This window comes from Amycolatopsis dongchuanensis (genome assembly GCF_039542405.1).
Taxonomy (GTDB): Bacteria; Actinomycetota; Actinomycetes; order Mycobacteriales; family Pseudonocardiaceae; genus Amycolatopsis_E; species Amycolatopsis_E sacchari.
In genome coordinates, this window is sequence record NZ_BAABIB010000018.1 from 50,457 (window position 1) to 76,291 (window position 25,835).

At 71.6% G+C, this 25,835-nt stretch carries 23 protein-coding genes; 18 read left to right on the forward strand and 5 right to left on the reverse strand.

Translation table 11 applies throughout. From position 1 onward, the window contains the following. Positions 1–133 precede the first annotated feature (133 nt). The 4 genes from ABFX51_RS03765 to ABFX51_RS03780 are packed head-to-tail and all read left to right on the forward strand — an operon-like array spanning position 134 to position 6,768. A complete protein-coding gene (locus ABFX51_RS03765) occupies positions 134–4,210 on the forward strand; it encodes a beta-galactosidase (RefSeq protein ID WP_346052141.1) in 4,077 nt (1,358 codons plus the stop codon). Positions 4,211–4,220: 10 nt separating this feature from the next. Continuing rightward, on the forward strand, positions 4,221–5,108 hold the full coding sequence (locus ABFX51_RS03770) for an AraC family transcriptional regulator (RefSeq protein ID WP_346052143.1): 888 nt from the start codon (positions 4,221–4,223) through the stop codon (positions 5,106–5,108). Between the two features lie 59 nt (positions 5,109–5,167). Then, positions 5,168–6,313, forward strand: a complete 1,146-nt coding sequence (locus ABFX51_RS03775) for an epoxide hydrolase family protein (protein ID WP_346052145.1) — start codon at positions 5,168–5,170, stop codon at positions 6,311–6,313. A 14-nt stretch (positions 6,314–6,327) separates the two neighbouring features. Beyond that, the gene (locus ABFX51_RS03780; RefSeq protein ID WP_346052384.1) at positions 6,328–6,768 is read left to right on the forward strand and encodes an SRPBCC family protein; all 441 of its coding nucleotides are present in this window, start codon (positions 6,328–6,330) and stop codon (positions 6,766–6,768) included. Positions 6,769–6,813: 45 nt separating this feature from the next. Here ABFX51_RS03780 and ABFX51_RS03785 read toward each other — a convergent pair whose 3' ends face one another. Continuing rightward, a complete protein-coding gene (locus ABFX51_RS03785) occupies positions 6,814–7,317 on the reverse strand; it encodes a MarR family winged helix-turn-helix transcriptional regulator (RefSeq protein ID WP_346052147.1) in 504 nt (167 codons plus the stop codon). Positions 7,318–7,551: 234 nt separating this feature from the next. Between ABFX51_RS03785 and ABFX51_RS03790 the strand changes: the two genes are divergently transcribed. The 11 genes from ABFX51_RS03790 (at position 7,552) to ABFX51_RS03840 (ending at position 18,558) form a co-directional block, all read left to right on the forward strand. Next, the gene (locus tag ABFX51_RS03790; protein ID WP_346052149.1) at positions 7,552–8,583 is read left to right on the forward strand and encodes a 2,5-dihydroxypyridine 5,6-dioxygenase NicX family protein; all 1,032 of its coding nucleotides are present in this window, start codon (positions 7,552–7,554) and stop codon (positions 8,581–8,583) included. Further along, a complete protein-coding gene (locus ABFX51_RS03795) occupies positions 8,580–9,344 on the forward strand; it encodes a maleate cis-trans isomerase family protein (RefSeq protein WP_346052151.1) in 765 nt (254 codons plus the stop codon). Before ABFX51_RS03790 ends, ABFX51_RS03795 begins: the two co-directional genes overlap by 4 nt. A gap of 34 nt (positions 9,345–9,378) precedes the next feature. After that, positions 9,379–10,650, forward strand: a complete 1,272-nt coding sequence (locus ABFX51_RS03800; protein WP_346052153.1) for an FAD-dependent monooxygenase — start codon at positions 9,379–9,381, stop codon at positions 10,648–10,650. 34 nt (positions 10,651–10,684) lie between these two features. Continuing rightward, complete coding sequence (locus ABFX51_RS03805) at positions 10,685–12,076, forward strand: MFS transporter (RefSeq protein ID WP_346052155.1); 1,392 nt, start codon at positions 10,685–10,687, stop codon at positions 12,074–12,076. Between the two features lie 34 nt (positions 12,077–12,110). Next, a complete protein-coding gene (locus ABFX51_RS03810; protein ID WP_346052157.1) occupies positions 12,111–12,992 on the forward strand; it encodes an FAD binding domain-containing protein in 882 nt (293 codons plus the stop codon). Beyond that, positions 12,989–15,427, forward strand: coding sequence for a xanthine dehydrogenase family protein molybdopterin-binding subunit (locus tag ABFX51_RS03815; RefSeq protein WP_346052159.1), 2,439 nt, complete (start codon positions 12,989–12,991; stop codon positions 15,425–15,427). The genes ABFX51_RS03810 and ABFX51_RS03815 overlap by 4 nt, the downstream gene beginning before the upstream one ends. Further along, positions 15,424–15,927: a (2Fe-2S)-binding protein gene (locus tag ABFX51_RS03820; protein WP_346052161.1), complete on the forward strand. Its 504-nt coding sequence runs from the start codon at positions 15,424–15,426 to the stop codon at positions 15,925–15,927. The genes ABFX51_RS03815 and ABFX51_RS03820 overlap by 4 nt, the downstream gene beginning before the upstream one ends. Continuing rightward, complete coding sequence (locus ABFX51_RS03825) at positions 15,924–16,571, forward strand: SRPBCC family protein (protein WP_346052163.1); 648 nt, start codon at positions 15,924–15,926, stop codon at positions 16,569–16,571. The genes ABFX51_RS03820 and ABFX51_RS03825 overlap by 4 nt, the downstream gene beginning before the upstream one ends. Beyond that, positions 16,558–17,238, forward strand: coding sequence for an isochorismatase family protein (locus ABFX51_RS03830; protein ID WP_346052165.1), 681 nt, complete (start codon positions 16,558–16,560; stop codon positions 17,236–17,238). Before ABFX51_RS03825 ends, ABFX51_RS03830 begins: the two co-directional genes overlap by 14 nt. A 32-nt stretch (positions 17,239–17,270) precedes the next feature. Further along, positions 17,271–18,143 carry an alpha/beta fold hydrolase gene (locus ABFX51_RS03835; protein ID WP_346052167.1) on the forward strand — a complete coding sequence of 291 codons (873 nt, stop codon included), beginning with the start codon at positions 17,271–17,273 and terminating at the stop codon, positions 18,141–18,143. A 127-nt stretch (positions 18,144–18,270) separates the two neighbouring features. Then, on the forward strand, positions 18,271–18,558 hold the full coding sequence (locus tag ABFX51_RS03840; protein ID WP_346052169.1) for an MSMEG_0570 family nitrogen starvation response protein: 288 nt from the start codon (positions 18,271–18,273) through the stop codon (positions 18,556–18,558). Between the two features lie 5 nt (positions 18,559–18,563). Here the strand turns inward: ABFX51_RS03840 and ABFX51_RS03845 are convergent, their stop codons facing one another. From ABFX51_RS03845 to ABFX51_RS03855, 3 genes are read right to left on the reverse strand one after another with little or no spacing between them, the layout of a single operon-like run. Next, positions 18,564–19,388 (reverse strand): carbohydrate ABC transporter permease, encoded by an 825-nt coding sequence (locus ABFX51_RS03845; protein ID WP_346052171.1) that lies wholly within the window; start codon positions 19,386–19,388, stop codon positions 18,564–18,566. Further along, positions 19,385–20,332, reverse strand: coding sequence for a carbohydrate ABC transporter permease (locus ABFX51_RS03850; protein WP_346052172.1), 948 nt, complete (start codon positions 20,330–20,332; stop codon positions 19,385–19,387). Before ABFX51_RS03850 ends, ABFX51_RS03845 begins: the two co-directional genes overlap by 4 nt. A gap of 6 nt (positions 20,333–20,338) precedes the next feature. After that, complete coding sequence (locus ABFX51_RS03855) at positions 20,339–21,700, reverse strand: ABC transporter substrate-binding protein (protein WP_346052174.1); 1,362 nt, start codon at positions 21,698–21,700, stop codon at positions 20,339–20,341. A gap of 150 nt (positions 21,701–21,850) precedes the next feature. Between ABFX51_RS03855 and ABFX51_RS03860 the strand changes: the two genes are divergently transcribed. Together ABFX51_RS03860 and ABFX51_RS03865 are read left to right on the forward strand one after the other, a co-directional pair. Beyond that, positions 21,851–22,897 (forward strand): LacI family DNA-binding transcriptional regulator, encoded by a 1,047-nt coding sequence (locus tag ABFX51_RS03860; RefSeq protein ID WP_346052176.1) that lies wholly within the window; start codon positions 21,851–21,853, stop codon positions 22,895–22,897. Between the two features lie 22 nt (positions 22,898–22,919). Continuing rightward, positions 22,920–23,849, forward strand: coding sequence for a glycoside hydrolase family protein (locus ABFX51_RS03865; RefSeq protein ID WP_346052178.1), 930 nt, complete (start codon positions 22,920–22,922; stop codon positions 23,847–23,849). A 102-nt stretch (positions 23,850–23,951) separates the two neighbouring features. Here the strand turns inward: ABFX51_RS03865 and ABFX51_RS03870 are convergent, their stop codons facing one another. Continuing rightward, complete coding sequence (locus ABFX51_RS03870; RefSeq protein ID WP_346052180.1) at positions 23,952–24,827, reverse strand: AraC family transcriptional regulator; 876 nt, start codon at positions 24,825–24,827, stop codon at positions 23,952–23,954. 96 nt (positions 24,828–24,923) lie between these two features. Between ABFX51_RS03870 and ABFX51_RS03875 the strand changes: the two genes are divergently transcribed. Beyond that, on the forward strand, positions 24,924–25,832 hold the full coding sequence (locus tag ABFX51_RS03875; protein ID WP_346052182.1) for an MBL fold metallo-hydrolase: 909 nt from the start codon (positions 24,924–24,926) through the stop codon (positions 25,830–25,832). The last annotated feature ends 3 nt before the right edge of the window (positions 25,833–25,835 follow it).

Sequence of the window (25,835 nt, forward strand, 5' to 3'; positions counted from 1 at the left end):
CCGCCGCCTCCCACCCCCGCCCTGTCCTGTTCCGGACAGGTTTCCCGCCTTCCCACTGTCGTATCTTGACTGCTTCTGTGGAGTCGCCGAAGGATTGTGTTGGTTCTGGTTCGGTGTCGCCCAGGAGGTCGCCATGCGCTCCGCCCGCCGTGCTCTCGGCGCACTCGCCGCCGCGCTCCTCGGAATCGCCGGGCTGGCCGTCCCCGCCGGACCCGCCGCGGCGGCGCCGAAACCTACCCACAGCGTCACCTACGACGGCTACTCCTTCCTCGTCGACGGGCAGCGCACGTACCTGTGGTCGGGCGAGTTCCACGCCTACCGGCTGCCCAGCCCGGACCTGTGGCTCGACATCTTCCAGAAGATGAAGGCGGCCGGGTTCAACGCGACCTCCCTGTACTTCGACTGGGGCTACCACTCGCCACGCCAGGGCGTCTACGACTTCACCGGCGTCCGCGACCTCGACCGGCTCCTCGACATGGCGCAGCAGGCCGGGCTCTACGTCATCGCGCGCCCGGGCCCGTACATCAACGCCGAGGTCGACGGCGGCGGCTTCCCGACGTGGCTGTCCACCACACCCGGTCACACCCGCAGCGCCGATCCGGTGTACCTGCGTTACTCCGACGAGTGGCAGACGCAGATCGACCGGATCATCGCGCGTCACCAGCTGACCAACGGCACCGGCACCGTGCTGGCCTACCAGGTCGAGAACGAGTACTACAACGGTGGCGCCGACGGCCGTGCCTACATGAAGCACCTGGAGGACAAGGCCCGCGCCGACGGCATCACGGTTCCGTTGGTGGGCAACAACAACGGTACCTTCAACGCCGGTGAGGGCGCGCTCGACGTGGACGCCCCCGACTCCTACCCGCAGGGCTTCGACTGCTCGAACCCCACGCACTGGGCCGGCGTGCCGGACATCAGCTACGCCCACGCTCCCGGCAAACCGCTGATCACCGCGGAGTTCCAGGGCGGCGCCTTCGACCCGTGGGGCGGCCCTGGCTACGAAAAGTGCGCCCAGCTCATCAACGACCAGTTCGCGAACGTGTTCTACAAGCAGAACATCGCGGTCGGCGCGACCGGCCAGAGCTTCTACATGCTCTACGGCGGCACGTCCTGGGGCTGGAGCGCGATCCCGCAGAACTACACCTCCTACGACTATGGCGCGGCGATCACGGAGGGCCGCCAGTTCGACCCGAAGTACAACGAGGACAAGCTGATCGGCTACTTCACGCAGTCGGTCGCCCCGCTGACGAAGACCGACGGACTCGCCTCCGCGCCGCTGACCGACCCCGCACTGACCGACACCGCGCGGATCAACCCCGACACGCGCACGCAGTTTCACACGCTGCGGCACACCGACTCGACGTCCACCGCCACGAACACCACCAGCATCGCGCTCGACCTCACCGCGCACTCGGGCTACACGTACGACGACGGGGCCGCCGAGTTGGCCTACACCGGCACGTGGAGCCACGTCGGCCCCGAGGTCAACTACACCGGCGGCGACTACCAGCACACGGAATCGTTCTCCGACACCACCGGCGACAGTGTGAGCATCCCCTTCACCGGCACCGGAATCCGCTGGGTGACGTCGAAGGAGACCAACCACGGCATTGCCGACGTCTACCTCGACGGCGCGAAGGTCGGCTCCGTCGACCTCTACGCGGCGAGCAAGCAGAACCAGGTGACCGGCTACGAGGTCCGTGACCTGGCGGCGGGACAGCACACCCTGAAGATCGTCGTCAGCGGGCGGAAAAACCCCGCCGCGAACGGGCAGTTCGTCGTGGTGGACGCCGTCGACCTGCTGTCCGGCAGCGCGGACTACTACCCGGTCGTGCCGCAGCAGCCCGGCACCGGCATCACGCTCAACGGCCGCCAGTCGAAGATCCTCGTCGCGGGCTACGACCTCGGGCAGACCCGGATGCAGTACTCGACGTCGGAAATCATGACCTCGGCGACCATCGGCGGCCGGGACGTCGCGGTCCTCTACGGGGACCAGGGCGGCCCGGGGGAGACCGTCCTGCGGTTCGCGCAGCAGCCGTCCGTGCGGGTGCTCGACGGGAACGCGGTGTCCACTTGGGACTCCACGCGCGGAGACCTGCGGCTCAACTACACGCACAACGGCCTGACGCGCGTGCTCGTCACCGCACCCGGCGCGCGGCCGCTGCTCCTGCTGCTCGCGAACAAGGCGACGGCGGCGACCTTCTGGCGCCAGGACACCGCGGCTGGCCCGGTGCTCGTGCGCGGCACCCACCTCGTGCGGACTGCGGCCGACCAGCACGGCGTCCTCGCGCTCACCGGTGACACCGGCACCGACGGCGCCTTCGAGGTCTTCAGCCCGGCGAAAACCGTGCTGTGGAACGGGCTTCCGGTCCTGGCGCGGCCGACGTCCAGCGGCAGCCTGACCGGCGCGGTGCCGACCGCGAAGCCGGTGACGCTGCCCGCGCTGACGAACTGGAAACACCAGCAGGAGTCACCGGAGAGCCAGCCGGGGTTCGACGACTCGGCGTGGCAGGTGGCCGACAAGGAGACCAGCAACAGCTCGACCACGGTCGCCACTAAACCGGTCCTCTTCGCCGACGACTACGGCTTCCACACCGGAAACACGTGGTACCGCGGCCGGTTCACCGGCGACGGACGGCAGACCGGGATCACGCTGGCGAGCCAGAGCGGTGGTCCGGCCGGTGCGTTTTCGGTGTGGCTCAACGGGGTTTTCCTCGGCAGCTCGAAGGACCTCCAGCACACCTTCGACTTCCCGCCGGGCACCCTGAAGGAGGGGGAGAACGAGATCTCCGTGCTGACCGTGAACATGGGCCACGAGGAGGACTACAACGCCAGCAACGGCAACAAGGCCGCCCGTGGGCTCACCTCCGCCCGGCTCACCGGGGCGCCGCTGACGTCGGTGACCTGGCGGCTGCAGGGCGTCCGCGGCGGCGAGACCGGCCTCGACCCGGTCCGCGGCCCGCTCAACACCGGTGGGCTGTACGGCGAGCGCGCGGGCTGGTCGCTGCCCGGGTTCCCGGACGGCCGCTGGAACCGGGTGACCCTCCCGGCGAAGGACACGACCCCCGGGGTGAGCTGGTACCGGACGACCGCGGACCTGGACCTGCCGCGTGGCCAGGACACCTCGCTGGGCCTGACGATCACCGACGACCCCGCGCGGCAGTACCGGGCGCTGATCTTCGTCAACGGCTGGCAGCTCGGCCAGTACGTCAACTACCTCGGCCCGCAGCACAGTTTCCCGGTCCCCACCGGGATCCTGAACCCCAACGGCCACAACACGATCGCCATCGCGGTGTGGAACCTCGACGGCACCACCGGCGGCCTCGGCAAGGTCGAGTGGACGAACTACGGCAGCTACCGCTCGCCACTGACGGTCCGCCAGAACGTCTCGCCCGGCTACGACCCCGCGCGGTACGCGATGCCGCCGGCTCCGGCGGCCGGGGTGTCGCTCGCCGTGCCGGACACGGCGTCCGCCGGGCAGGCGTTCACCGCTTCGGCGACGGTGCGGGTACTGGCGGGCGCGCCTCCGGCGTTCGACGTCACGCCCGTGCTGACGGCCCCGGCGGGCTGGACGGTCGGCCCGGCCTCGCCGCGCTCGGTGAAGCGGATCGAGGGCGGTGGCTCGGCGACGTTCTCGTGGACCGTGACGCCACCGTCCACAGTGGATACCGCGCCGCTGGAGGTGGCGGTGGGCTACCGGCAGGCCGGACGGCCGGGCACGGCTACCGACGAGCGGATCGTCGGCGCGGTCCCGCCGGTGCCGCCTGCCGGGCAGGTCGCGGTCAGCTCGCTGCCGTTCCTCAGCGCGACGAACGGCTGGGGCCCGGTCGAACGCGACACGAGCAACGGTGAAGCGGCCGCAGGCGACGGAAAACCGATGACCATCGGAGGCGTCTCGTACGCGAAGGGCCTCGGCGTCCACGCGCCCGGTGACGTCCAGCTCTACCTCGGCGGCGCCTGCACCCGCTTGACAGCCTCGGTCGGGGTCGACGGCGAAACGGGTACCGCGGGCAGCGTCGCCTTCAGCGTCGCGGTGGACGGCCGGACGCTGGTGACGACGCCGGTGGTCCGCGGCGGGCAGGCGGCGGTGCCGGTCGACGTCGACGTCACCGGGGCGCAGGTGCTGGACCTGCTGGTGTCCGACGGCGGTGACGGCAACGGCAACGACCACGCGGACTGGGCGCTGCCGACGCTGACCTGCGGGTAGCCTCGGGACCGTGGTGTTCGATTCCGCTCGTTTCGACCTGCGGCCGTATGCCGGTTTCGACTTCGGCCGCTACGTCCGGCGGACGTTCTGCAGCTGGGAGCAGGCGGGCTGGCGGTCCCTGCTCGTGCAGCGGTTCGAGCACGTCCCGGTCGCCGACGACCTGGCCATGCCCGCCGCCGCGGACCTGCACCTCGTGCTCCCGCTCGCCGGGCGCGCGGAGATGGAGTCGAGCGACGGCGGCAGGCCGGAGCGCATCCCGTGGGTCCCGGGGCGGCTCCAGGTGGGCGTTCCGCACCGGCCGTCGCTCCGCCGTTACCGCGGGGACGAGTCGATGCGCAGCGTCCAGGTGCACCTCCCGCGTGACACCGTGGACACGGTCGCGGCGCAGCTCGGTGGCACCTCGGACTTCGAGGCGATGGCGGAGTCCGTCGCGAAGGGAGACCCGCTGCTCGAAGAGGCCGTCCGGGCAGTCGGGTTTCCCGGTGGGGCAAGCGAGTTGTACGCCGATTCCGCCGCCACCTTCCTGACCACGCACCTGCTCACCCGGCACGGAGGACTACGTGCCGATCGCGCTCCCGAGCGGGAGGACACGCGGGTGCGGGCGGTCGTCGCACTCATGCGCGAGCGGCTCGCCGAGCCGGTCACGCTGGCCGATCTGGCCGCCGAGGCGCACCTGTCCGTCTACCACCTCGTCCGCGTCTTCCGGAACGCCACGGGCCAGACCCCGCACCGGTTCCTCACCGGGCTGCGGATCGAGGAGGCCAAGCGGCTGCTGCGGGACACGGACCTGGCCCTCGACGGCATCGCGCGGCGGTGCGGGTTCGCGAGCCCCGGCGCGCTGTCCACCGCGTTCCTGCGCCACACCGGTGTGCGCCCCTCGGTCTACCGCAATTCCTGACCGGTACACCGCAATTCCGGGGATGGGGCCGGGCACGAGCGCGGCCCTACGGTTCCCGCATGACGCCCGAGCCCTTCGAGATCCACGTCGCCGAGCGCGATCTGGACGACCTGCGTGCGCGCCTGGACCGCGTGCGGCTCCCCGAACCCGAGACGGTCCCGGACGCGACTCAGGGCCTCGAACTGCGGCGGCTCACCACGTTGCTCGACGAGTGGCGGCGGCACGACTGGCGCGCGACCGAGGCCAGGTGGAACGCGTTCCCGCACTACCGGGCGGAGCTCGACGGGCTCGGGATCGCCTTCTGGCACGTGCGTTCACCGGAACCGTCGGCGCTGCCGCTGCTGCTGACCCACGGCTGGCCGGGTTCGGTGCTGGAGTTCGAGCAGCTGCTCGGGCCGCTCACCGATCCCGTCGCCCACGGCGGTTCCGCGGGGGACGCCTTCCACGTGGTCGTGCCCGCGTTGCCGGGTTTCGGCTTCAGCGACCGGCCGGCGGAACAGGGCTGGCACCCCGGCCGCACGGCGCGGGCGTGGGCGGATCTGATGACCGTGCTGGGCTACCCGCGGTTCGCGGCACACGGCGGGGACTGGGGCGCGCACGTGAGCACCGAACTGGCCCGGTTCGTGCCCGAGCGCGTCGCGGGCCTGCACCTGACGATGCCGGTGGCGTCGCCGCTGCCGGAGGACCGGGCAGCGCCCACCCCGGACGAACAACGCATGCTCAACCGCCGCGACCGGCACCTGGCCGACGGGTACGGCTTCGGGATGCAGATGGGCACGCGACCGCAGACGATCGGGTACGCGCTGCTCGACTCGCCCGCCGGGCTGGCCGCCTGGCTCGGTGAGAAGTTCGCCGCCTACGCCGATTCCGGCGGCGTGAGCTTGGCGCAACAGCTCGACACCATCGCGTTGTACTGGTTCACCGGCACCGGTGCGTCCAGTTCACGCTGGTACTGGGAGGCACTCAGGTGGGTGCCGCGCAGCGCGGCGGAGGAGAACGCGTTACCGGTCACCGTGCCGACCTTCTGCTCGTTGTTCCCCGCCGAACCCTGGCCGACCGCGCGCCGCTGGGCGGAGCGGCGCTACCGGGACCTGCGCACGTGGCACGTCCTGGAGTGCGGCGGTCATTTCCCCGGGCTGGAGCGGCCCGGCGTTCTCGTGTCCGAGATCAGGGACGCGTTCCGCGAAGTACGCACGACAGGATGAGGAAACCCGGAAAGATGCAGTCCTACGACGTCACCGTCGAAACCCCCGCGCCGCCGTCGGCGGTGTGGGCCCTGCTGCTGGATGCCCGCAGCTGGCCGGAGTGGTCCGCGGTCGACGCACTGGAAACCGGCCAGTCGGCGGACCTTTCCGCCGACGGCCACGACGAGGTCGGCGCGGTGCGCGCGTTCCGCACCGGGAAGGTCGTCACCAAGGAGCGGATCACCGCACTGGAGCCTGGTCGCCGTTTTGCCTACGAGGGCGCGGAAAACCCGCAGCTGAGTGACTACCGGGCCGCGATCGACCTGACGGAGCTGCCGGACGGCGGCACACGCATCCGCTGGCACGGCACGTATTCGGCGCGCTGGGGGATGCGCTGGTTCATGCAACGCTACCTCCGCCGGTTCATGGGCCGGATGGCGGCGGGCCTCGCCGAGCACGCCGCCCAGGTGAGCTAGCGTCCGAAGTGGACGGTCCGTGGCGCGGCCGTCCCGGTACAGCCGTCACAGCTTGTCGAAGGCCGCGACCTCTTCCCAGCGGGCGGCGAGCGCGTTGAGCATCGCCGCGGTGTCGCGCGCTTCGGGCAGGTCCTCCCCGTCCAGCAGCGCCTTGTCCAGCCTGCGGGCCCTGCGGTTGACCTGGTTCAGGACCGCCGCGCCCTCCTCCGTCAGTGACAGCAGTTTCCGCCGCGCGTCGCGGGGGGATTCGGTGCGCTGGATGAGCCCCCGCTGCTCCAGCCGGCGGCAGAGGTCGGCCATGGTCGACGTGTCGAGCGCGACCGCGCCCGCGAGCGAACTCTGGTCACTGCCCGGATAGGCGCGCACCGCGGAGAGCACCGCGAACTGGGGCCCGGTCAGCACCGGGTCCACGTGCCGGTTCCACGCGGCGAGGTAGGCCTGGTACAACCTGCGCGCACCGTAGCCGGGTGCGGCCAGCAGGTCCGGCGGCGGTGCCGCTCCGGTGGCCTGCGCCCCCCGTCCGCGTCGGCTCGTGCGCGGCTCACCCATCGTTTTCCCTCTCCTCATCGCCTCGTGCCCGTAACCGTGGCACGCGGCCGATCATACGTGTCCGGAAGATCCCGGGTGCCGCCGTGCCCGGAAAACACCAGGTCGGGCGCGGTGCGAAAGTGCTGTCGCAGTCGTCCGGCCGCGCCCGGCGCAGGAAACGGCTACGTAAAATCCGGCCCCAACCCTTGCGTATCCGGATAGTACGTGTTCGGATCAATTGGGAGGTGGTCAACGATGGATCAGAACCTGTTCAACGAAATCTGCCTGCGCCAGCTGACCCTGTCGGGGGTGCGGGAGGGCGAAACCGTCGTGGTGCTGACCCGCGGGGCGGACCGCGCCGAATACGCCGACGCGTTCCTGTGGGCGGCGCAGCAGCTGGGCGCCGCGACCTACCACATGCGGTTGCCGTCCCCGGTGAGCGCGTCCGGGGCCTGGGCCGTGGGCGAGTCCGGGCTGGCCGGGATCCCGCTCGCCGTGGAGGCGCTCAAGAGCGCGGACATGGTGGTGGACTGCACGTTCCTGTTGTTCTCCAAGGAACAGTTCGCCATCCAGGACGCGGGCACCCGCATCCTCACGGCCGTGGAACCGCCGGAGCTGCTGGCGCGGCTGATGCCGACGAAGGAGCTGCGTGAGCGGGTCGAGATCGGCGCGGAGTTGCTGGCCAAGGCGCAGACGATGCGCATCACGAGCCCGCACGGCACGGACGTGACGTACCGGCTCGGCGTCTACCCGACCCTGTCCGAGTACGGCTACACCGACCAGCCGGGCCGCTGGGACCACTGGCCCGCGGCGTTCGTGTTCACCGGCGGCGCCGACGACGGCGTGGACGGCAGGATCGTGCTGGCGCCCGGCGACGTGCTGCTGCCGTTCAACCAGTACGTGCAGACACCGGTGGAGCTGACGATCGAACAGGGCTTCATCCGCGACATCCGCGGCGGCCTGGACGCCGAACTGCTCAAGTCCTACATCGAGTCCTTCGACGACCCGCGTGGCTACGGCATGTCGCACGTCGGGTGGGGGCTCGACGAGCGGGCGCACTGGCACGGGCTGACGCAGTTCCCCGGCGGCATGGGCATGGAACTGCGGTCCTTCTACGGCAACGTGATGTTCTCGATCGGGCCGAACAACGAGCTGGGCGGCCCCAACGACACCCCCTGCCACTTCGACATCCCCATGCGCGGCAACAGCCTGTACCTCGACGACGAGCTGATCGTCGACGCGGGGGAGCTGACCGTCGCCGACATGCGCCCGGCCGGCCGCCGATGACCCGCGACCACCACATCGGGATGATCGTCCCCAGCTCGAACCTGACGATGGAGACCGAGCTGCCGCGGATGCTGCGGGCCAGGGAGGAGGCCGAGCCGGACGACCGGTTCGTCTTCCACACCGCGAGAGCCCGCATGCGGCACGTGACCCCCGAGCAGCTGCGGGCGATGAACGCGCAGTCCGGCCGGGCGGCGGCCGAACTCGCCGACGCCCGCCCCGACGTGGTCGCCACCGCGTGCCTGGTCGCGATCATGGCGCAGGGGCCCGGTTACCACTGCACGGCCGAGGAGGACATCACGCGCGTGCTGCGGGAGCAGGGCAGTACGGCGCCGGTCGTGTCCAGCGCCGGTGCGCTGGTATCCGGCCTCGCCGCGCTCGGGGCGCGGAAGATCGCGATCATCACCCCCTACCTGAAGCCGCTCACGAAGGCCGTGGCCGACTACCTGGAGGACGCCGGTTTCGAGGTGGCGGACGCGCTTTCGCTGGAGGTGCCGGACAACCTCGCCGTCGCGAGGCTCGATCCGGCGGACCTGCGGGAGCACCATCGCAGGCTCGATCTGTCCGATGTGGACGCTCTGGTGCTCTCGGCGTGCGTGCAGATGCCGTCGTTGCCCGCCATCCAGCCGGTCGAGGACGAACTCGGGCTGCCGGTGCTGTCCGCGGCGACCGCCACGGCCTACCGGGTGCTGACCGAACTCGGCCTCGAACCCCGCGTGCCGGGAGCCGGGCGGCTGCTGGCCGGCCGCGTCCCCGTTTCGTGAGCCCAGTGGACACCGAGAGCGTGAGGAGGTCGTAGTGGCCGCGAGCCAGTCGTTCGAAGTCGTGGTGGTCGGAGGTGGCCTCGGCGGGCTCTGCGCCGCGCTGTCGCTGCGGCAGCGCGGGGCCAGGGTCACCGTGGTCGAGGCGGCGCCCCAGCTCGGGGAGATCGGCGCGGGGATCCAGACCGCGCCCAACGCCAGCCGGATCCTGATCGGGCTGGGGCTGCGTGCCCAGCTCGAACGGGTGCGGACCGAACCGCAGGACCAGGTCCGCCGCCGCTGGGCCGACGGCAGCATCATCGCCCAGCTGCCGCTGGGACAGCGGGTCACCGACACCTACGGGGCCCCGTACTGGCACTACCACCGCGCCGATCTGCACCGGGTGCTGCTCGACGCGTGCCAGGACCCCGGCGGGCACGGGCCGGTGGTGCGGATCGTGACCGGCGCGCGGGTGACCGGGCTCGACCGCGGCCGGCCGGAGCGGCCCGCCGTGTTCTCCGAGGACGGGCGCCGGTTCGAGGGCGACCTGGTGGTCGGCGCGGACGGCATCCGCTCGGCCGTCCGCGACCTCGCCGGGTTCGACGACACGCTCGAGTTCTCCGGCGAAATGGCTTACCGCGCCCTGATTTCCGGGGACCTGATCGCCGAGGACCCCGCGACCCGGTTCCTCGTGGACCGCTACCACTCGACGATCTGGTACGGCCCGGACAAGCACCTCGTGCACTACCTGATCCGCGGCGGCCAGTACCTCAACGTCGTCGCGATCGTGCCGTGCAGCGAGACGATCGCGCGGGACTGGAGCGGCCCGGCCACCGCGGCGCAGCTGGCCGCCGAGTACGGCGACTGGGACGACCGCGTCCCGGCGATGCTGGCGAAGGCCAAGGACGAGGACGTCTCGCTGTGGGCCATGTACCGCAGGCGGCGTGATCCGGTGTGGGTGGACGGCCGGGTCGCCCTGCTCGGCGACGCCTGCCACGCCATGCTGCCCTACCAGGCGCAGGGGGCTTCCCAGGCGATGGAGGACGCGGCGGTGCTCGCCGAGGAGCTGGGCCGCGTGACGCGCGACGGGATCGACGAGGCGCTCGTGCGGTACGTGGACCGGCGCGCCAAGCACGCGGGCATGGTGCAGGACGCGTCCCTGCGGAACATGGACTTCTACCACCTGCCCGACGGTCCCGAGCAACGCGAGCGCGACGAGAAGCTGCGCCGGTTCGACGGCGAGTCCGACGTGTCCTACGACTGGCTGTGGCACGGCACGCCGCTCACCGACCACGACACCGAATCCATCCACTACCAGTTCGCCCGCTGACGTCCGACTGCCGACAACCCACTGGGAGCGAGTCATGCGTACCGGAGATCAGATCGTCCAGGACCTGCCCTGGCGGTGGCACGTGCAAGGCAAGATCTTCCTCATCGGCGGTCTCGGCTACATGTTCGACGCGTGGGACGTGGCGTTGAACGGGTTCCTCACCCCGCTGGTGGGCGCCGAGTTCGGGTTGTCGGCCACGCAGAAGGGGCTGGTGGCCACCGCCAACCTGATCGGCATGGCGGTGGGTGCCGTCGTGTGGGGCACGGTGGCCGATCGCATCGGCCGGAAACGGGCGTTCAGCGTCACGCTCCTGGTGTTCGCCCTGTTCTCGGTGCTCGGGGCGCTGTCGCCGAACGTCGAGGTGTTCCTGCTCCTGCGGTTCCTCGCCGGGGTCGGCCTCGGCGGCTGCATCCCGGTGGACTACGCGATCGTCAGCGAGTTCGCGCCGCGGCGGCACCGGGGGCGGGTGCTGTCCGCGATGGACGGGTGGTGGCCGGTCGGCACGACGCTGGCCGCCGTCACGGCGACCCTGCTCGTCCCGGTTTCCGGGAACTGGCGGTGGATGCTGGTGCTGATGATCCTGCCGGCCCTGCTGCTGGTCTGGGTCCGCCGCGGGGTGCCGGAGTCGCCGCTGTACCTGGTGCGCAAGGGCCGCGAGCCGGAGGCGCGCGCCGTCATCGACGACCTCGTCCGCCGCACGGGGGCGGAGCCGAAGCCGTACTCGATCCCGCCCGCGGTGGTGGAGGACACCCGCGGCGGCGCGTTGCTGGCCGCCTTCGACCAGCTGCGGCGGGTGTGGGCGTTCAACCCCCGGATCACCGCGATCGCGTGGTCGCTGTTCGTCAGCGTCATGCTGGTCTACTACGCCGCGCTGAGCTGGATGCCGTCGATCCTGCGGGCTCAGGGTTTCGGCGAGATCGCCGCGTTCGCCTCGACGGCGCTGATGAACGCCCTGGGCATCGTCGGCGTCGTGCTGGCGGTGCTGCTCGTGGACAAGGTCGGCCGCAAGCGGGTGGTGGCGGTCGCCGGGCCGCTCGCGGCGCTGTCGCTCGTGGCTTTCTCCGTGGTGCTGGGGAATTCCGCCGCGGCGGTGGTGGCGATCGGCGCGTTCGGCCTGCTGTCGCTCGTCGTCATCCCGGTCATGTACGCCTACGTTTCCGAGCTGTACCCGACGGAACTGCGGGCGTCCGGCTTCGGCTGGGCCTCGTCGTCGAGCCGGGCGGCGACCGGGTTCGCGCCACTGCTGTTCGGCAGTGTGCTGTGGCCGGTGCTCGGGCTGCCCCTCACCTTCACCCTGCTGGGCCTGCTCGTCGTGGCCGCGGTCGTGTTCATGATGGTGGGGGCGCCGGAGACCCGGGGCCGCGAGCTCGACCGGATCGCCGTCGGCACCGGCACCCCCGCGGCCGCGAAGACCCCCGCGCCCTGACCGCGCCCGTTCCCGACCAGGAGGTCCGACCCCCGTGAAACCAGCCGCGTTCGCCTACCACCGGGCCCACGACGTCCCCGACGCCGTCGGCCTGCTCCGCGAACTCGCGGCCGCGGGGGAGGACCCGAAGCTCATCGCCGGTGGCCAGAGCCTGGTGCCGATGATGAACTTCCGGCTCGCCAGGCCCACGGCGCTGGTCGATCTGGGGCCGTTGCGCCGGGACCCGGAGCTGACGTCGATCCGGCACGAGGGCGGTGAGCTGAGACTGGGCGCGCTGGTGACCCACCGGGCCGTCGAGGTCGCCGCGCTCGGGCCGGGGTTCGACGTCCTCTCGCGGGCCATGCGCTGGGTCGGGCACCTGCCGATCCGTTCACGGGGCACGGTGGCGGGCAGTCTCGTGCACGGTGACGCCACCGCGGAGTGGTGCCTGCTCGCCCTCCTGCTCGACGCCGTCGTCCTCGTCGAAGGAGCTGGCGGGCGGCGGCGGATCCCGGCGGCGGAGCTGTTCCACGGCTTCTACACCACGGCGGTCGGGCCGGACGAGGTGGTGACCGCGGTGCACTTCACGCGTCCCGCACCCCGGGCGGCACTGACCGAATTCGCCCGCCGCCACGGGGATTTCGCGATCGTCGACGTCGCGGTCGCGCTCGATCCCGGCGAGGACGGGCGGCTCACCGGAGGACGGGTCGTGCTCGGCGGCGTGGCTCCCGCACCCGTGCGGGTGCCCGAAGCGGAGGCGGTGCTCGCCGGTGGGGTCCCGGGGCCGGACCTGTTCGCCGCGTGTGCCGAGGCCGCGGCGGAAGCCGTGGACCCGCCGGACGACGCGGCCGGCAGCTCCGCGTACCGGCGCCGCCTCACCCGGACACTCGTCGCCCGCGCGTTGCTCCAGGCGTGGGAGAAAGGACCGACGCGATGACCTCCTCCGTTGCGGGACAACGGGTTCCGCGGTTCGATGGGCGGGCGGGCCGCTGGGTCGGGGCGGCGGTGCCGCGCCGCGAAGATCCGCGCCTGCTCAGCGGGCGGGGCCGGTTCGTCGACGACCTCCACCTGCCGGGCATGCTGCACGCGGCCTTCGTGCGTGCGACGGTCGCGCACGCGAACCTCCGGGGCGTCGACCTGTCGGCCACTCTGGCGGTCGAAGGGGTCGTCGCCGCCTACACCGCGGCCGATCTCGCGCTGGGTGACATCGTCGCGCTGCTGGACCGGCCGCCGGAGGAGTTCACCCCGACGGCGATGCCCGTGCTGGCCAAGGAAAAGGTGCGGTTCGCCGGTGAGCCCGTGGCGCTCGTCGTCGCCCGCGACCCCTACAGCGCCGAGGACGGCGTGGAGGCGGCCGTGGTCGAGTACGAGCCCCTCGACGCGGTCGTGTCCGAGGAAAGCGCTTTCGCGGGGACGGCGCCACCGGTGCACGACGAGGCGCCGGACAACGTGCTGGTCGACGTGTCGATGTTCGACACCGCGGGCGTCGAGGCCGCGTTCGAGGCGGCGCGCGCCGACGGGGGTTGTGTGGTCGAGGTCGTGACGAAGAGCGGGCGGCAGAACGCGCTCCCGCTGGAAACCCGTGGTGTGGTGGCGTCCTGGGACGACCACGACGACCAGCTGCTCATCCAGACGTGCACCCAGGTCCCGCACCAGGTGCGCACCGCGCTCGCGCGTTCGCTGCGGGTCCCCGAGCGCACCGTGCGGGTCACGGTGCCGGACATGGGCGGCGGCTTCGGGCAGAAGTGCGTGGTCGGCCGCGAGGAGATCGCCGTGGCGGCCGCGGCGCGGCGGCTCGACCGGCCGGTCAAGTGGATCGAGGACCGCAGGGAGGCGCTGACGGCGGGATTCCTGGCGCGGGAGCAGCGTTACCGCACGCGGGCCGCCTTCGACGCCGAGGGCCGGATCACCGCGCTCGACGTGGACGTCGTGTGCGACATGGGGGCCTACTCGTGCTACCCGTTCACGGCGGGAATCGAGCCGCTGATGGCCGCGGCCGAGATGCCGAGCGTGTACCGCGTGCCCGAGTACCGCGTGCGGGCGCGGGCGATCGCCAGCAACAAGGCGCCGACCGCGCCGTACCGCGGCGTCAGCAGGCCGCAGTACGTACTGGCGATCGAACGCGTCATGGAGCGCGCGGCGAGGGAACTCGGTCTCGACCCACTGGAAGTGCGGCGCCGCAACCTGATCACCGAGTTCCCGTACACCGGCGTCAACGGCGTCACCTACGACCCCGGCACCTACCGGGAGTCGCTGGAACTGGCCGAGGCCGCGATCCGCGACGAGGGGTGGTACGAACTCCGCGACCGCGCCGCCGCCGAAGGCAGGCACATCGGCATCGGGTACTGCTGCTTCTCGGAGCGGACGGGGTACGGCTCCGACGCCTTCGCGAAGCGGAAGATGACCGTGGTACCGGGGTTCGACGTCTCCGAGATCCGCATGGACACCACCGGCTCGGTCGTGGTCACCAGCGGCACCATGAACCACGGCCAGTCGCACGAGACGACGCTCGCCCAGATCGTCGCCGACCGGCTGGGGCTGCACATCGACCGGGTGAAGCTGCGCCAGGGCGACACCGAGCGCATCGCCTACGGCTGGGGCACCTTCGCCTCCCGCTCGGTGACGATCGGTGGTTCGGCGGTGGCACTGGCCGCCACCAAGCTCGGGGCGCTGCTCCGCACCATCGCCGCGCACCTGATGGAAACCGGTGAGGACAACGTCGCCCTCGACGGTGACGGCGGGGTCGTCCGGCTCGACGACCCGGGCCGGCGCGTGTCGTACGAGGAGATCGCCGACGTCGCGTACCTGCGCAGCCACCTGCTGCCCAAGGACGTCGAACCGACACTGACGGCCACCGCGAGCTTCGACGTCCCCGGCGACGGCACGTTTTCCAACGCCACGCACGCCGTCGTCGTCGAACTCGACCCCGGCACCGGGCAGGTGCGCATCCTGCGGTACGCGTGCGTGGAGGACTGCGGCGTGGTGATCCACCCGAAGGTCGTCGACGGCCAGTGCCGGGGCGGGATCGCGCAGGGCATCGCCGGGGCGCTGTACGAGGAGGTCACGTACGCGGACAACGGCGAGCCGTCCGCCGCGAGCTTCATCGACTACCTGGTGCCGACCGCGACCGAGATACCCGACATCACCGTGTCGCACCTGGAAACCCCCTGCGCGTTCACGGAAAACGGCGCGAAGGGGGCGGGGGAGGGCGGCACCATCGGCGCACCCGCCGCGGTGCTCAACGCGGTGAACGACGCACTGCGGTGTACGGGGATCGAGCTCGACACGATCCCCGTCCACCCGCAGACCGTGCTCGCCGCACTGGACACTGTGGACACCGCCCGCACCGAGGAGGCGAGCACCGCGTCATGACCGACCGCCAGCTGATCGTCCTGACCGTCAACGGCACCGAGCACGAGGTGCTCGCCGAACCGCGCCGGACCCTGCTCGACGTGCTGCGCCACGAGCTGTTCCTGACCGGCACCCACTCCGGGTGCGAGCACGGGGTGTGCGGCGCGTGCACCGTGCTGGTCGACGGGGAACCGGTGCGGGCTTGCCTGATGTTCGCGGTGCAGGCGGAAAACAGCGAGATCCGCACGGTCGAGTCGCTCGGTTCCGGCGGGGAGCCGTCGGACCTGCAACAGGCCTTCGGCGAGCACCACGCCCTGCAGTGCGGCTTCTGCACCCCTGGGTTCCTGATGCTCGCCGAAGGGTTCCTCGCGCAGCGGCCGGACGCCGACCGGGCCGAGATCCGCGAGGCGGTCTCGGCGAACCTGTGCCGCTGCACCGGGTACCAGACGATCGTGGACGCGATCGCGAGCACCGCGGCACGGCGCCGTGGTGCCGTCACCGAGGAGGAGACCACGCCGTGATCCTGGAAAACGAGATGACCCTCCCGGCCGATCCGGACACGGTCTTCGCGTTGATCAACGACGTCGAGCGGGTCGCGGGCTGCCTCCCCGGCGCGACGCTCGACGGCAACGACGGCGACGCCTACCTTGGCCGGGTGAAGGTCAAGGTCGGCCCGATCACCGCCGCGTACTCCGGCCGCGTGCGGTTCACCGAGGTCGTGCCCGCCGAGCGGCGGCTGCGGTTGTCGGCGAGGGGAGCCGACAGCCACGGCGGCGGAGACGCCGAGGCCGAGGTGACGCTGGTCGTGCGTGAGGCGCCGGGCGGGGCGAGCGTCGAGCTGCGCACCGACCTGTCCCTGCGCGGGAAGCTCGCCCAGTTCGGCAAGAGCGCGATCGGTGCCGTGTCCGGCAGGCTGCTGGACGAGTTCGCGCGCAATCTCGCCGGGCAGCTGACGGCCCCGGAAGCGTTGCCCGCCAAGGAAACCACGGTCTCTCAGCCGGGCGGGGAATCCCTCGACGGACTCGCGATGCTGGTGCCGCCTGGGGTCAAACGCTACGTCCCGGTGGTGGCCGCGGCCGCGCTCGGGTTGTTCCAGGGCTGGCTGCTGGGCCGGATCCGCACCCAGGACAAACTCATCAAGGAGCTGCAGCGTGCCCGCCGATGACGCCACGACCACCGGACTGCACGGCGCCGCGACCGACGCCGTCTACGACCGCGCGGGTTTCGGCGCCGCCGTGCCGCGCGGCCGCCGCCCCGCGCTCGTGGTGGTGGACCTGACACGCGGGTTCACGGAGCCGGGTTTCGCGTCCGGAGCCGATTTGAGCGACGAAGTGGCCGCGACGGCCGCCCTGGTGGCCGCTGCCCGGCGCGGTGGTGTCCCGGTGGTCTACACCGCGATCAGCTACACGCCCGCGGAGGCCGACGGCGACCGGATCGCCTGGCTCCGCAAGGCACCGGGGATGCGGGCGTTGCGCGAAGGCAGCGACGCGGTCGCGCTCGATCCCCGGCTGGATTTCCGCGAAGACGACCACCTCGTCGTGAAGAAGGGTGCCTCGGCGTTCCACGGGACGGCGCTGGCCGCGTTGCTGACCGGCGCGGGCGCCGACACCGTGGTCGTGTGCGGTGCCACCACTTCCGGCTGTGTGCGGGCGACGGGTGTCGACGCGGTCCAGTCCGGTTTCAACACCCTCGTCGTGCGCGAGGCGTGTGGTGACCGCGCGCGGGGGCCGCACGACGCGGCCCTGTTCGACCTGCACGCGAAATACGCCGACGTCGTCGCGCTCGACGAGGCGGTCGCCTACCTCGCCGACCCGGTGCCCGCCATCCGCTGAGCCCGTTTTCCCGGACGGCAGAAAGGTTTTCCATGGTTTCCCCGGTCGAATCCGTCCGCTTCCTCGGCCAGCCCGCGCTGGCCGACCTCGCCGACGTCCCGGCGGTGAGCCGCTGGGTACGCTCCGGGCGGTGCCGCCTGCACCTGCTCGACTACGGGCCGCCGGACGGCGTGCCGGTGGTCGTGCTGCCGGGGATCACCAGCCCGGCGATCACGATGGATTTCGTGGCGCGGGAGCTGACGGATCTCGTGCGCCCGCTCGTGCTCGACGTCCGCGGGCGGGGCCTGTCCGACGACGCCCCGCAGGAGGACGAGCCGCCGCGTGGTTACGACCTGGGCAGCTACGCGGCGGACGTGCACGCGGTCCTCTCCGGGCTCGGCCTGTCGCGTCCGATCCTTTTAGGACATTCGATGGGCGCGCGGATCGCCGCCGTCGCGGCGGGCCGGGAGGAGCTGCGCGGGGTGGTCCTGGTCGACCCGCCGATGAGCGGCCCGGGGCGGGGCCCGTACCCCACGACGCTCGCGGCGTTCCTCGGCCAGCTCGCCGAAGCCCGCCGCGGCACGGACGCGGACGAGGTGGCGCGGTCGTGGCCCCGCTGGCCGCGGCGGGAGCAAGAGCTGCGAGCCCGGTGGCTGTCGTCGTGCTCGCGCACCGCGATCGCGGCCACCCACGCCGGTTTCGAGTCCGAGGACTTCTTCGAGCACTGGCCGCACGTGCCGGCCCCGGCGTTCCTCCTCCACGGCGGTGACAGCCCGGTGGTCACGGCGTCGGGCGCGGCGGAGGCGGCTGCGGCCAACCCGGCTGCCGAGCTGGTGGAGGTGCCGGGCGCGGGGCACATGGTGTTCTGGGATCAGCCTGCCGCCGCTCTCGCCGCGCTGCGCGGGGTGCTGGCGAAGCTGCTGTGATCGCGCCAGGGTGGATCACTGGCCGACGAACTCACCACCGCCGTAACAGGCCGGTGTTCCGGGGGAAACGGTCCGGAAACGACCGGCTGGTGGACTGCTCCCGTCGCTCGGGTGAGGGAGGGAACGCGTGCCGGAGTTGCTGTTCCGCGTCCGCTGGCCGGACGCGTCCGTGCAGCGGTGCTATTCGCCGTCGACGGTGGTGCGGGAGTTCTTCGTTCCCGGCGAAAGTTACCCCGTCGCCGACTTCGTCGTCCGCAGCCGCGGCGCGTTGACGGAAGCTTCGGAGCGGGTGCGCCGCAGCTACGGGTTCGGCTGCGCCCAGGCCGCGGCGCAACTGGCCGACATCGAGGCGCGCGCGAAGTCCTTTGCGGACGGTGAAGTGGTCGTCGAAGGATTCGACGACCTGCCGGCCTGAGACCGTCAGCCCTTCAGCGAACCCTGCAGCAGCGCCGTCACGAACCGCCGTTGGAAGATGAGGAACACGACGAGCGTCGGCGCCAGTATCAGCAGCGAACCGGCGCACAGCAAGGGGATGTCGGTGCCCCACTGCCCCTGGAAGGCACCCAGCGCGCCGGCCATCGTGCGCTTCGTGGGGTCGTCGACGAGCACGATCGCGAGCAGGAACTGGTTCCACGTCCACAGGAACAGCAGGATCGCCAGCGACGACAGCGCCGGGGTCGCCAGCGGCACGTGGATGCGCCAGAACAGCTGCCACGTGTTCACCCCGTCCACCCTCGCGCTCTCGGACAGCTCCTGCGGCATGTTGACGAAGTGCGCCCGCATCCAGTACACCGAGAACGGCATGTACAGCCCGATGAGCGGCAGGATGATCGCCCACCGGCTGTTGAGCAGCCCCAGGTCGCGCACCTGGAAGTACAGCGGCGTGATGATGCCCTCGAACGGCAGCGTCAGGCCGAGCACGAACACCAGGAACACCACGCGCCCGCCGGGCATGCGCAGGTGCCCGGTCGCGAAGCCCGCCATCGTCGCGATCACGAGCGAGACCGGCACCACGCCGAGCACGATGAGCACGCTCGACTTCAGGAACTCCGCCAGCCGCGCGACTTCGAACGCCCGGACGAAGTTGCCCCACCGCGGATCGGCGGGCCAGTCCAAACCGGACGGATACGTCCCCGGCGGGTGCAGCGCCGTGACGAACAGGCTGACGAACGGCAGCAACGTGGCCACCATCAGCAGTACCAGCAGGACCCGTCCCGTCCAGCCCTCCCGGCGAACGCCGATCACGCGGACTCCTCCCTCGTCAGGCGCTGGATCGGCAGCACCAGGGCGAGCACCAGCAGCATGAGCACGACGGCGAGCGCGGAGGCGAGCCCCACCTCCCGCTGCGAGAACGCGAGGTAGTAGATCTCCAGTCCCGGCACCATCGTCGCGTTGCCGGGACCGCCCTGGGTGGACACGTAGACGATGTCGAAACTCGCCAGTGCCGCGATCATCGTCACCGTCACGGCCACGCCGATCTCCTGCCGCAGCCCGGGTACGGTGATCGAGAAGAACTCGCGGACCGCCCCGGCGCCGTCGATGCGCGCGGCCTCGTACAGCGCCGGGTCGATCTTGCTCAGGCCCGACAGGAACAGCAGGATGCACAGGCCGAGCAGGACCCACGCGCCGATCACGCCGACCGCGGGCAGCGCGGTGCCGGAATCGCCGAGCCACGCCTTCGTCACCCCGCCGAGACCGACCGCCGACAGGACCTGGTTGACGACACCGGAGGCCGCCAGCAGCCACGTCCACGCGATGCCGGCGGCGACGAGCGGGATGACCTGCGGCAGGAACAACACCGTGCGCGCGACGAGTGCGAGCCTGCTCTTCGCGATGCGGCGGAGTGTCGCCGCGATCGCGAGGCCGAGCAGCACCGGCACCCCGCTGAAGAACAGGATCAGCTTGAACGCGTTGAGGATCGACCAGTACAGGTCCGGATCGGTGAACACCCTGCCGTAGTTGCCGAGCCCGGCCCACGTCGAGGGGCCGATCCCGTCCCAGTCGTACAGCGAGTACTGGAAGGTGAGCAGGAGGGGCCGCAGCACGAACACCGCGTAGACGATCAGCGCGGGCGCCACGAAGAGCCAGCCGAGCCGGCCGGTGCGGCGCCGTCGCCGCCGGGACCGCGCGGTCCGCGCCACCGCGGTGGCCCGCCGCGTCCCGGCGACGACTCCAGTCGGTCCTGCCATCCGGGCCTAGCCCCCGACCTGCTCGGTGTAGTCGCGTTGCACCGACTGCAGCAGCCCGTCCGGGGTCTGGTCCCCGGCGACGAGCTTCTGCAGTTGCGGGGTCCAGCTCTTGGCGTAGATCGCGCCGGTGGCGTTGGCGATGAAGTCCATGGCGGTGCCGTCCGCGTCGACCTGCGCCGCCGCTTCGAGTGTGCTCGCGGTGACCGTGCCCGGTGCGACCGGCGGCATCGGCGCGTCCGCGGGACCCATCGGGTGCGAACCGCCGACCTGGACGGCGATCTCCCGCGCCTTCGGGTTCGTCGCCACCCAGTTCAGGAAGAACGCCGCGCAGTCGGGGTGCGCCGCCCTGGCGCTGATGCCCACCGTGAGCGGTGCCGACATGGCGGCGGGGCGGGCGCCCGCCTGTGCCGGCGGCATCGGGAAGAAGCCCACCTTGCCGGGCAGGTGCTCGTCCAGGTTGCCGGACTCCCAGTCCCCGTTGAAGCTGAACAGGCCCTGGCCCGCGAGGAACCGGCTCATCATCTGCGAGTAGTCGACCGCGTTGACGTCCGGCGTGAAGTACCCGGCCTTGATCCACTGGTCGAGGTGCTGCGCCGCCTGCCGGGCGGCCGGCGTGTCGATGGTCGCGCCCGGCTTCTGGAAGATCCAGTCGTTGACGGGGCCGGGCTGGCCGTAGGAGGCCATGAGGTCCTGCAGCGGGAACGCGAGGCCACCCGTCGCCCCGCCGTTGAACTGCTGGATCGGCTGGATGCCCGCCGCCTTCGCCTTCGCCAGCGCGTCGTCGAGTTCCGCGAGTGTCCTGGGTGGACCGGACATCCCGATGCGCGTGGCGAGGTCTTTGTTGTAGAAGACGCCGGTCACGCTGAAGTTCAGGCCCATCGCGTACAGCGAGCCCGCCCCGCGCGGGCGGCCGCCGGGCCCCATCCGCAGCTGGGCGAGCTGCCCGGCCGGCCACTTGTCCCAGCCGAACCACTGCGCGTACCCGTCGAGGTTCTTCATCAGCCCGTCCTTGACGAGTTCGGACAGCTGGGGAAGGCGCATCAGGTCCGGCGGGTCGTCCGCGAGCACGCGCGGCGCGTTCTGGGTGATCACCGCGAACTGGTCCTCGCGGACGTCCCAGGTGACGTTCGGGAACTGCCTGGTGAACTCGTCGGTGAGCGCCTTCGTCACCGGGAAGCCGGTTTCGAAGTAGCCGCGCATCGTGACCGGCTGGCTGCCGCAGGTCGGGGCCGAGGTGACCGCGGTGGCGGTGGCGTTCCCCGCGCCCGCGTCGCCGCCCGGCCCCGAACAGGCGGCCGCGAGTGCGCCCGCGAGCACGAGGACGACGGGGAGCCGGGTGCGCCGGCTGGTGGGTGTTCGACGAGACAACTTTGTCCCCTCCCTGGCTCGGATTCGGCCGGTCCAGCGGGTCGGATCTTGCTAAACCGCGTTAGCATGGGTAGTCTCGGTGATCGGTTGAGCTGGTGTCAAGGCCTGTCCGCGTCGCGTGCGGTGGCCGGAGCAGGCGGGAGCGCGGAGTTGAGGCCACGACGGGTCACGCTGGCCGATGTGGCCGAGGCCGCCGGGGTGTCGCGGTCCACCGCTTCGCTCGTGCTGTCCGGGCGCGGGGCGGAACTGCGGATCTCCGGCGCGGTCCAGGAGCGGATCCGGGCGGCGGCGGACGAAATGGGCTACCGGCCCAACATGGTGTCCGCGGGGCTGCGCACGGGGCGCACGCGCACCATCGGCTTCGTGTCCGACACGGTCGCCACGTCGCGGCTGGCGGGCGACATGATCAAGGGGGCGATCGAAGCCGCCAGGGACCGGGGTTTCCTGTTGTTCATCGGTGAGTCCGAAGGGGACGCCGAGCTCGAGGGCGCACTGCTGGAAGCCATGCACGACAGGCAGGTCGACGGGATCGTGCTCGCTTCGATGTACACCAGGCGCATCAGCGTGCCCAAGAGCCCGCGGTCGACGTCGGTCGTGCTGCTCAACGCTGTGCCGAAGACGTCATCGCCGCTGCCGGTGGTGGTGCCGGACGAGGTCGAGGCCGGCCGCACCGCCGCCCGCGTCCTGCTGGAAGCCGGTCACCGCGAGGGGATCCACGTGATCGGTGCCGGTCCCAGCACCCGCAACGTGCCGCGGGACAGCGTCGCCGCGGTGGAACGGCTCGTCGGCGTGCGCGAGGTCTTCGCCGCGGCCGGGGTCAAGATCGCGAGTGGCTCCCTGTGTGGTGACTGGCAACCCGAAGAGGGGTTCGCCGCGACCACCGGACTGCTCTCGCGCACCAAGCCCCGCGCCCTGATCTGCCTCAACGACCGGATCGCCTTCGGCGCCTACCAGGCGCTGGACGACGCCGGGCTGACCGTACCGGATGACGTGTCCGTGGTGTCCTTCGACGACCACCCGCTGGCCACGTGGATGCGCCCGAAAGTCACCACCGTGGCGCTCCCGTACTACGAACTCGGGCGCGAGGCGGTCGACGTGCTGCTCGCCGAGATCGACGGCACCGCCACGGGGGAGAAGTACCACCGGGTGCCGATGCCGTTGCGCGTCCGCGATTCCGTCGCGAGCCCCCGTCGTTGAACCACGCACCAGGAGGTCCTCGATGCTGCGCCTGCCCGACCACTGGTTGTGGGACAGCTGGTACACCACCGACGACGACGGGCGGCACCACGTCTTCTTCCTGCGGGCGTCCCGCGCGCTGCTCGACCCCGAACGGCGGCACCGGCGCGCCTCCATCGGCCACGCCGTGTCGGCCGACCTGCGGCACTGGGAGCTGACGGCCGACGCGCTCGTCCCCGCCGACGCGCCGGCCTGGGACGATCTCGCGACCTGGACCGGGTCCGTCGTGCGGGGCCCGGACCGGCGGTGGTACCTGTTCTACACGGGAGTCCGCGACGACGGTGACCACGTGGTGCAGCGGATCGGGCTCGCCATCTCCGAGGACCTGCGCACGTGGCACCGCTTCGGCGAAAAGCCCTTGGTCGAACCGGATCCCACCTGGTACGAGCACTGCGGCCGCGCCGACTGGGCGGGGGAGGCGTGGCGTGACCCGTGGGTGTTCCCGTCCCCGGACGGGGACGGCTGGCACATGCTCGTCACGGCGCACGCGAAGGGCGAGGACCCGCTTCGCGGCGGTGGGGTGATCGGTCACGCCCGCTCGTCCGACCTCCTCACCTGGCGCGTCGAGCCGCCGCTGACCCGGCCCGATGGCTTCGGCCACCTCGAAGTCCCGCAGGTCGCGGTCGTGGACGGGCAGCCGCTGTTGTTGTTCTGCAGCAACGTCGGCGAGCGCGTCGCGGCGGGCAAGGTGTGGGTCGTGCCGGGTCCTTCGGTGACCGGGCCGTGGGACCTGTCGCTCGCGCGGCCCGTGGCCTGCCCGGGGTGGTACGCGGCGCGGCTGGTGCGGGACGGCGATTTCCGGTGGCACCTCATCGGTTTCGTCGAAGAGCGGGACGGCGTGTTCGCCGGTGAACTGGCGGACCCGGTCCCCGTCCGCTACACCGAGGCGGGCGGACTCGAACTGCTTCCCTGACCTGCCAAGGGTTTTTCAGCGCCAGCCGTAGCGGAGGGGCGCGCGCGGCCGAGTTCGTGCATGCCCCGGCCGCGCCGGGAAGACTCCACCCAGGGCCGCCGCTCAAGCATCGAGTGAGCGGTACTGCCCCGGCGCCACACCGAACTCCCGCTTGAAGGCGTGCGAGAACGCGAACGGCGAGGCGTAGCCGACGCGCCGGGCGACGGGCTCCAGCCCCAGGTCGGTGTCGCGCAGCAGCCGGGCCGCGAGCGTCATCCGCCAGTGCGTCAGGTACGTCATCGGCGCCTGCCCGACCAGGTCCGTGAACCGCCGGGTGAGAGTGGTGCGGGACAGCCCGGCCGCCGCGGCGAGGTCCTCGATCCGCCACGGCTTGTCCGGCGCGGCGTGCATCGCTTCGAGCACGGCGGTGATGGCGCGGTCCCGGAGCGCGCGGGGCCAGCCGAGGTCCTCGTGGTCGTCGAACCAGGCGCGGACCAGGTACACGAGCAGGAGGTCCAGCAGGCCGGCGAGCGCGGCGTCCCGGCCGGGGCGCGGGTTCGTCGTCTCGGCGGCGAGCAGGCCGAGCGCCGCGCGCAGGCGGCCGTGGTCGCCGGCGTGGGCGGGCAGGTGCAGCACGTTCGGCAGCGTGGCCAGCAGGGGATGGGTGCGCCGCCGGTCCAGCCGGTACTTCCCGCACAGCAGCTCCACGTTCCCCGTCTCGTCCGGCACGGCGTGCTCGAACGGCACCGGGTCGCCCGCGTTCCGCGATTCGGCCAGCACGTGCCCGTGACCGGCGGGCAGCAGCACGACGTCCCCGGGGCCCAGCTGCACGGGATCGCCGTCGTCCATCAGCAGCCAGCCCGAGCCCCGCACGACGACGTGGAAACCGGCGCCGTCGTAGGGCGCGAACCGGTACGACCAGGGGGAGGCGACGCGCGCCCAGCTGGCCGAGGGGCGGCCGGTCCGCATGACCGCGATGATGTCGCTGAGCAGGTCCACACCGCGAACTGTACTTCCCGTGCGCTGAGCCGATCACGTATGCAATCGGGCTGATCGATCATTTATCGGCCCGTCCGGCGTGGCTAGCTTGGCGTCATGAGTGATTTCACCATCGGTGCCGTCGAGGTGACGAAGGTGCCCGAGTGGACCGGCGAGATCGCGCCCGCACGGTTCATCGTGCCCGACAGCACGCCGGAGATCTGGCGGGACAACGAAAGCTGGCTCGCCCCCGACCACTGGCACCCGGAGACGGACAACTACCACGGCTGCGTGCAGACGTGGGTGCTGCGCAGCGAGGGCAGGACGGTGCTCGTGGACACCGGTGTCGGCAACGGCCGCGACCGGCCGCAGATCCCGCTGTTCGACCACCTCGACACCGATTTCCCCGCCCGGCTCGCCGCGGCCGGGGTCCGGCCCGAGGACGTGGACGTCGTGATCAACACCCACATCCACTACGACCACGTCGGCTGGAACACCGTGGGCGGCGGCCACAGCTGGGAACCGGCCTTCCCGAACGCCACCTACGTCATCCCGGCCGTCGACCAGCGCTACTTCGCGCCTGAGAACGCCCACCGCCGCCCGGCGCCCCGCGACGACTTCGACCGGTTGCGGCGCAAGGGAAGTCTCCTCGTCTACGCCGACAGCGTCGCGCCCGTGCTCGGCCGGGCCACGCTGTGGGAGGGCGGCTACCGGGTGGACGCGAACCTCACCCTCGAACCGGCGCCAGGGCACACGCCGGGTTCGTCCGTGCTGCGCGTGCGGTCCGGCGGCGACCGGGCCGTGTTCGTCGGCGACATCCTGCACAGCCCCGTGCAGATCATGGAACCCGCCTGGAACAGCTGCTTCTGCGAGGACCGCGAGCAGGCGGCGGCCACGCGGCGCCATGTGCTCGAACAGGCCGCGGACGAGCGGGAAATCGTGGTCCCCGCGCATTTCGCGGGCGCGGGCGCGGTCGAGGTGAAGCGCGACGGCAGCCGGTTCCGGGTCGGCCGCTGGGTCGGCTGACGG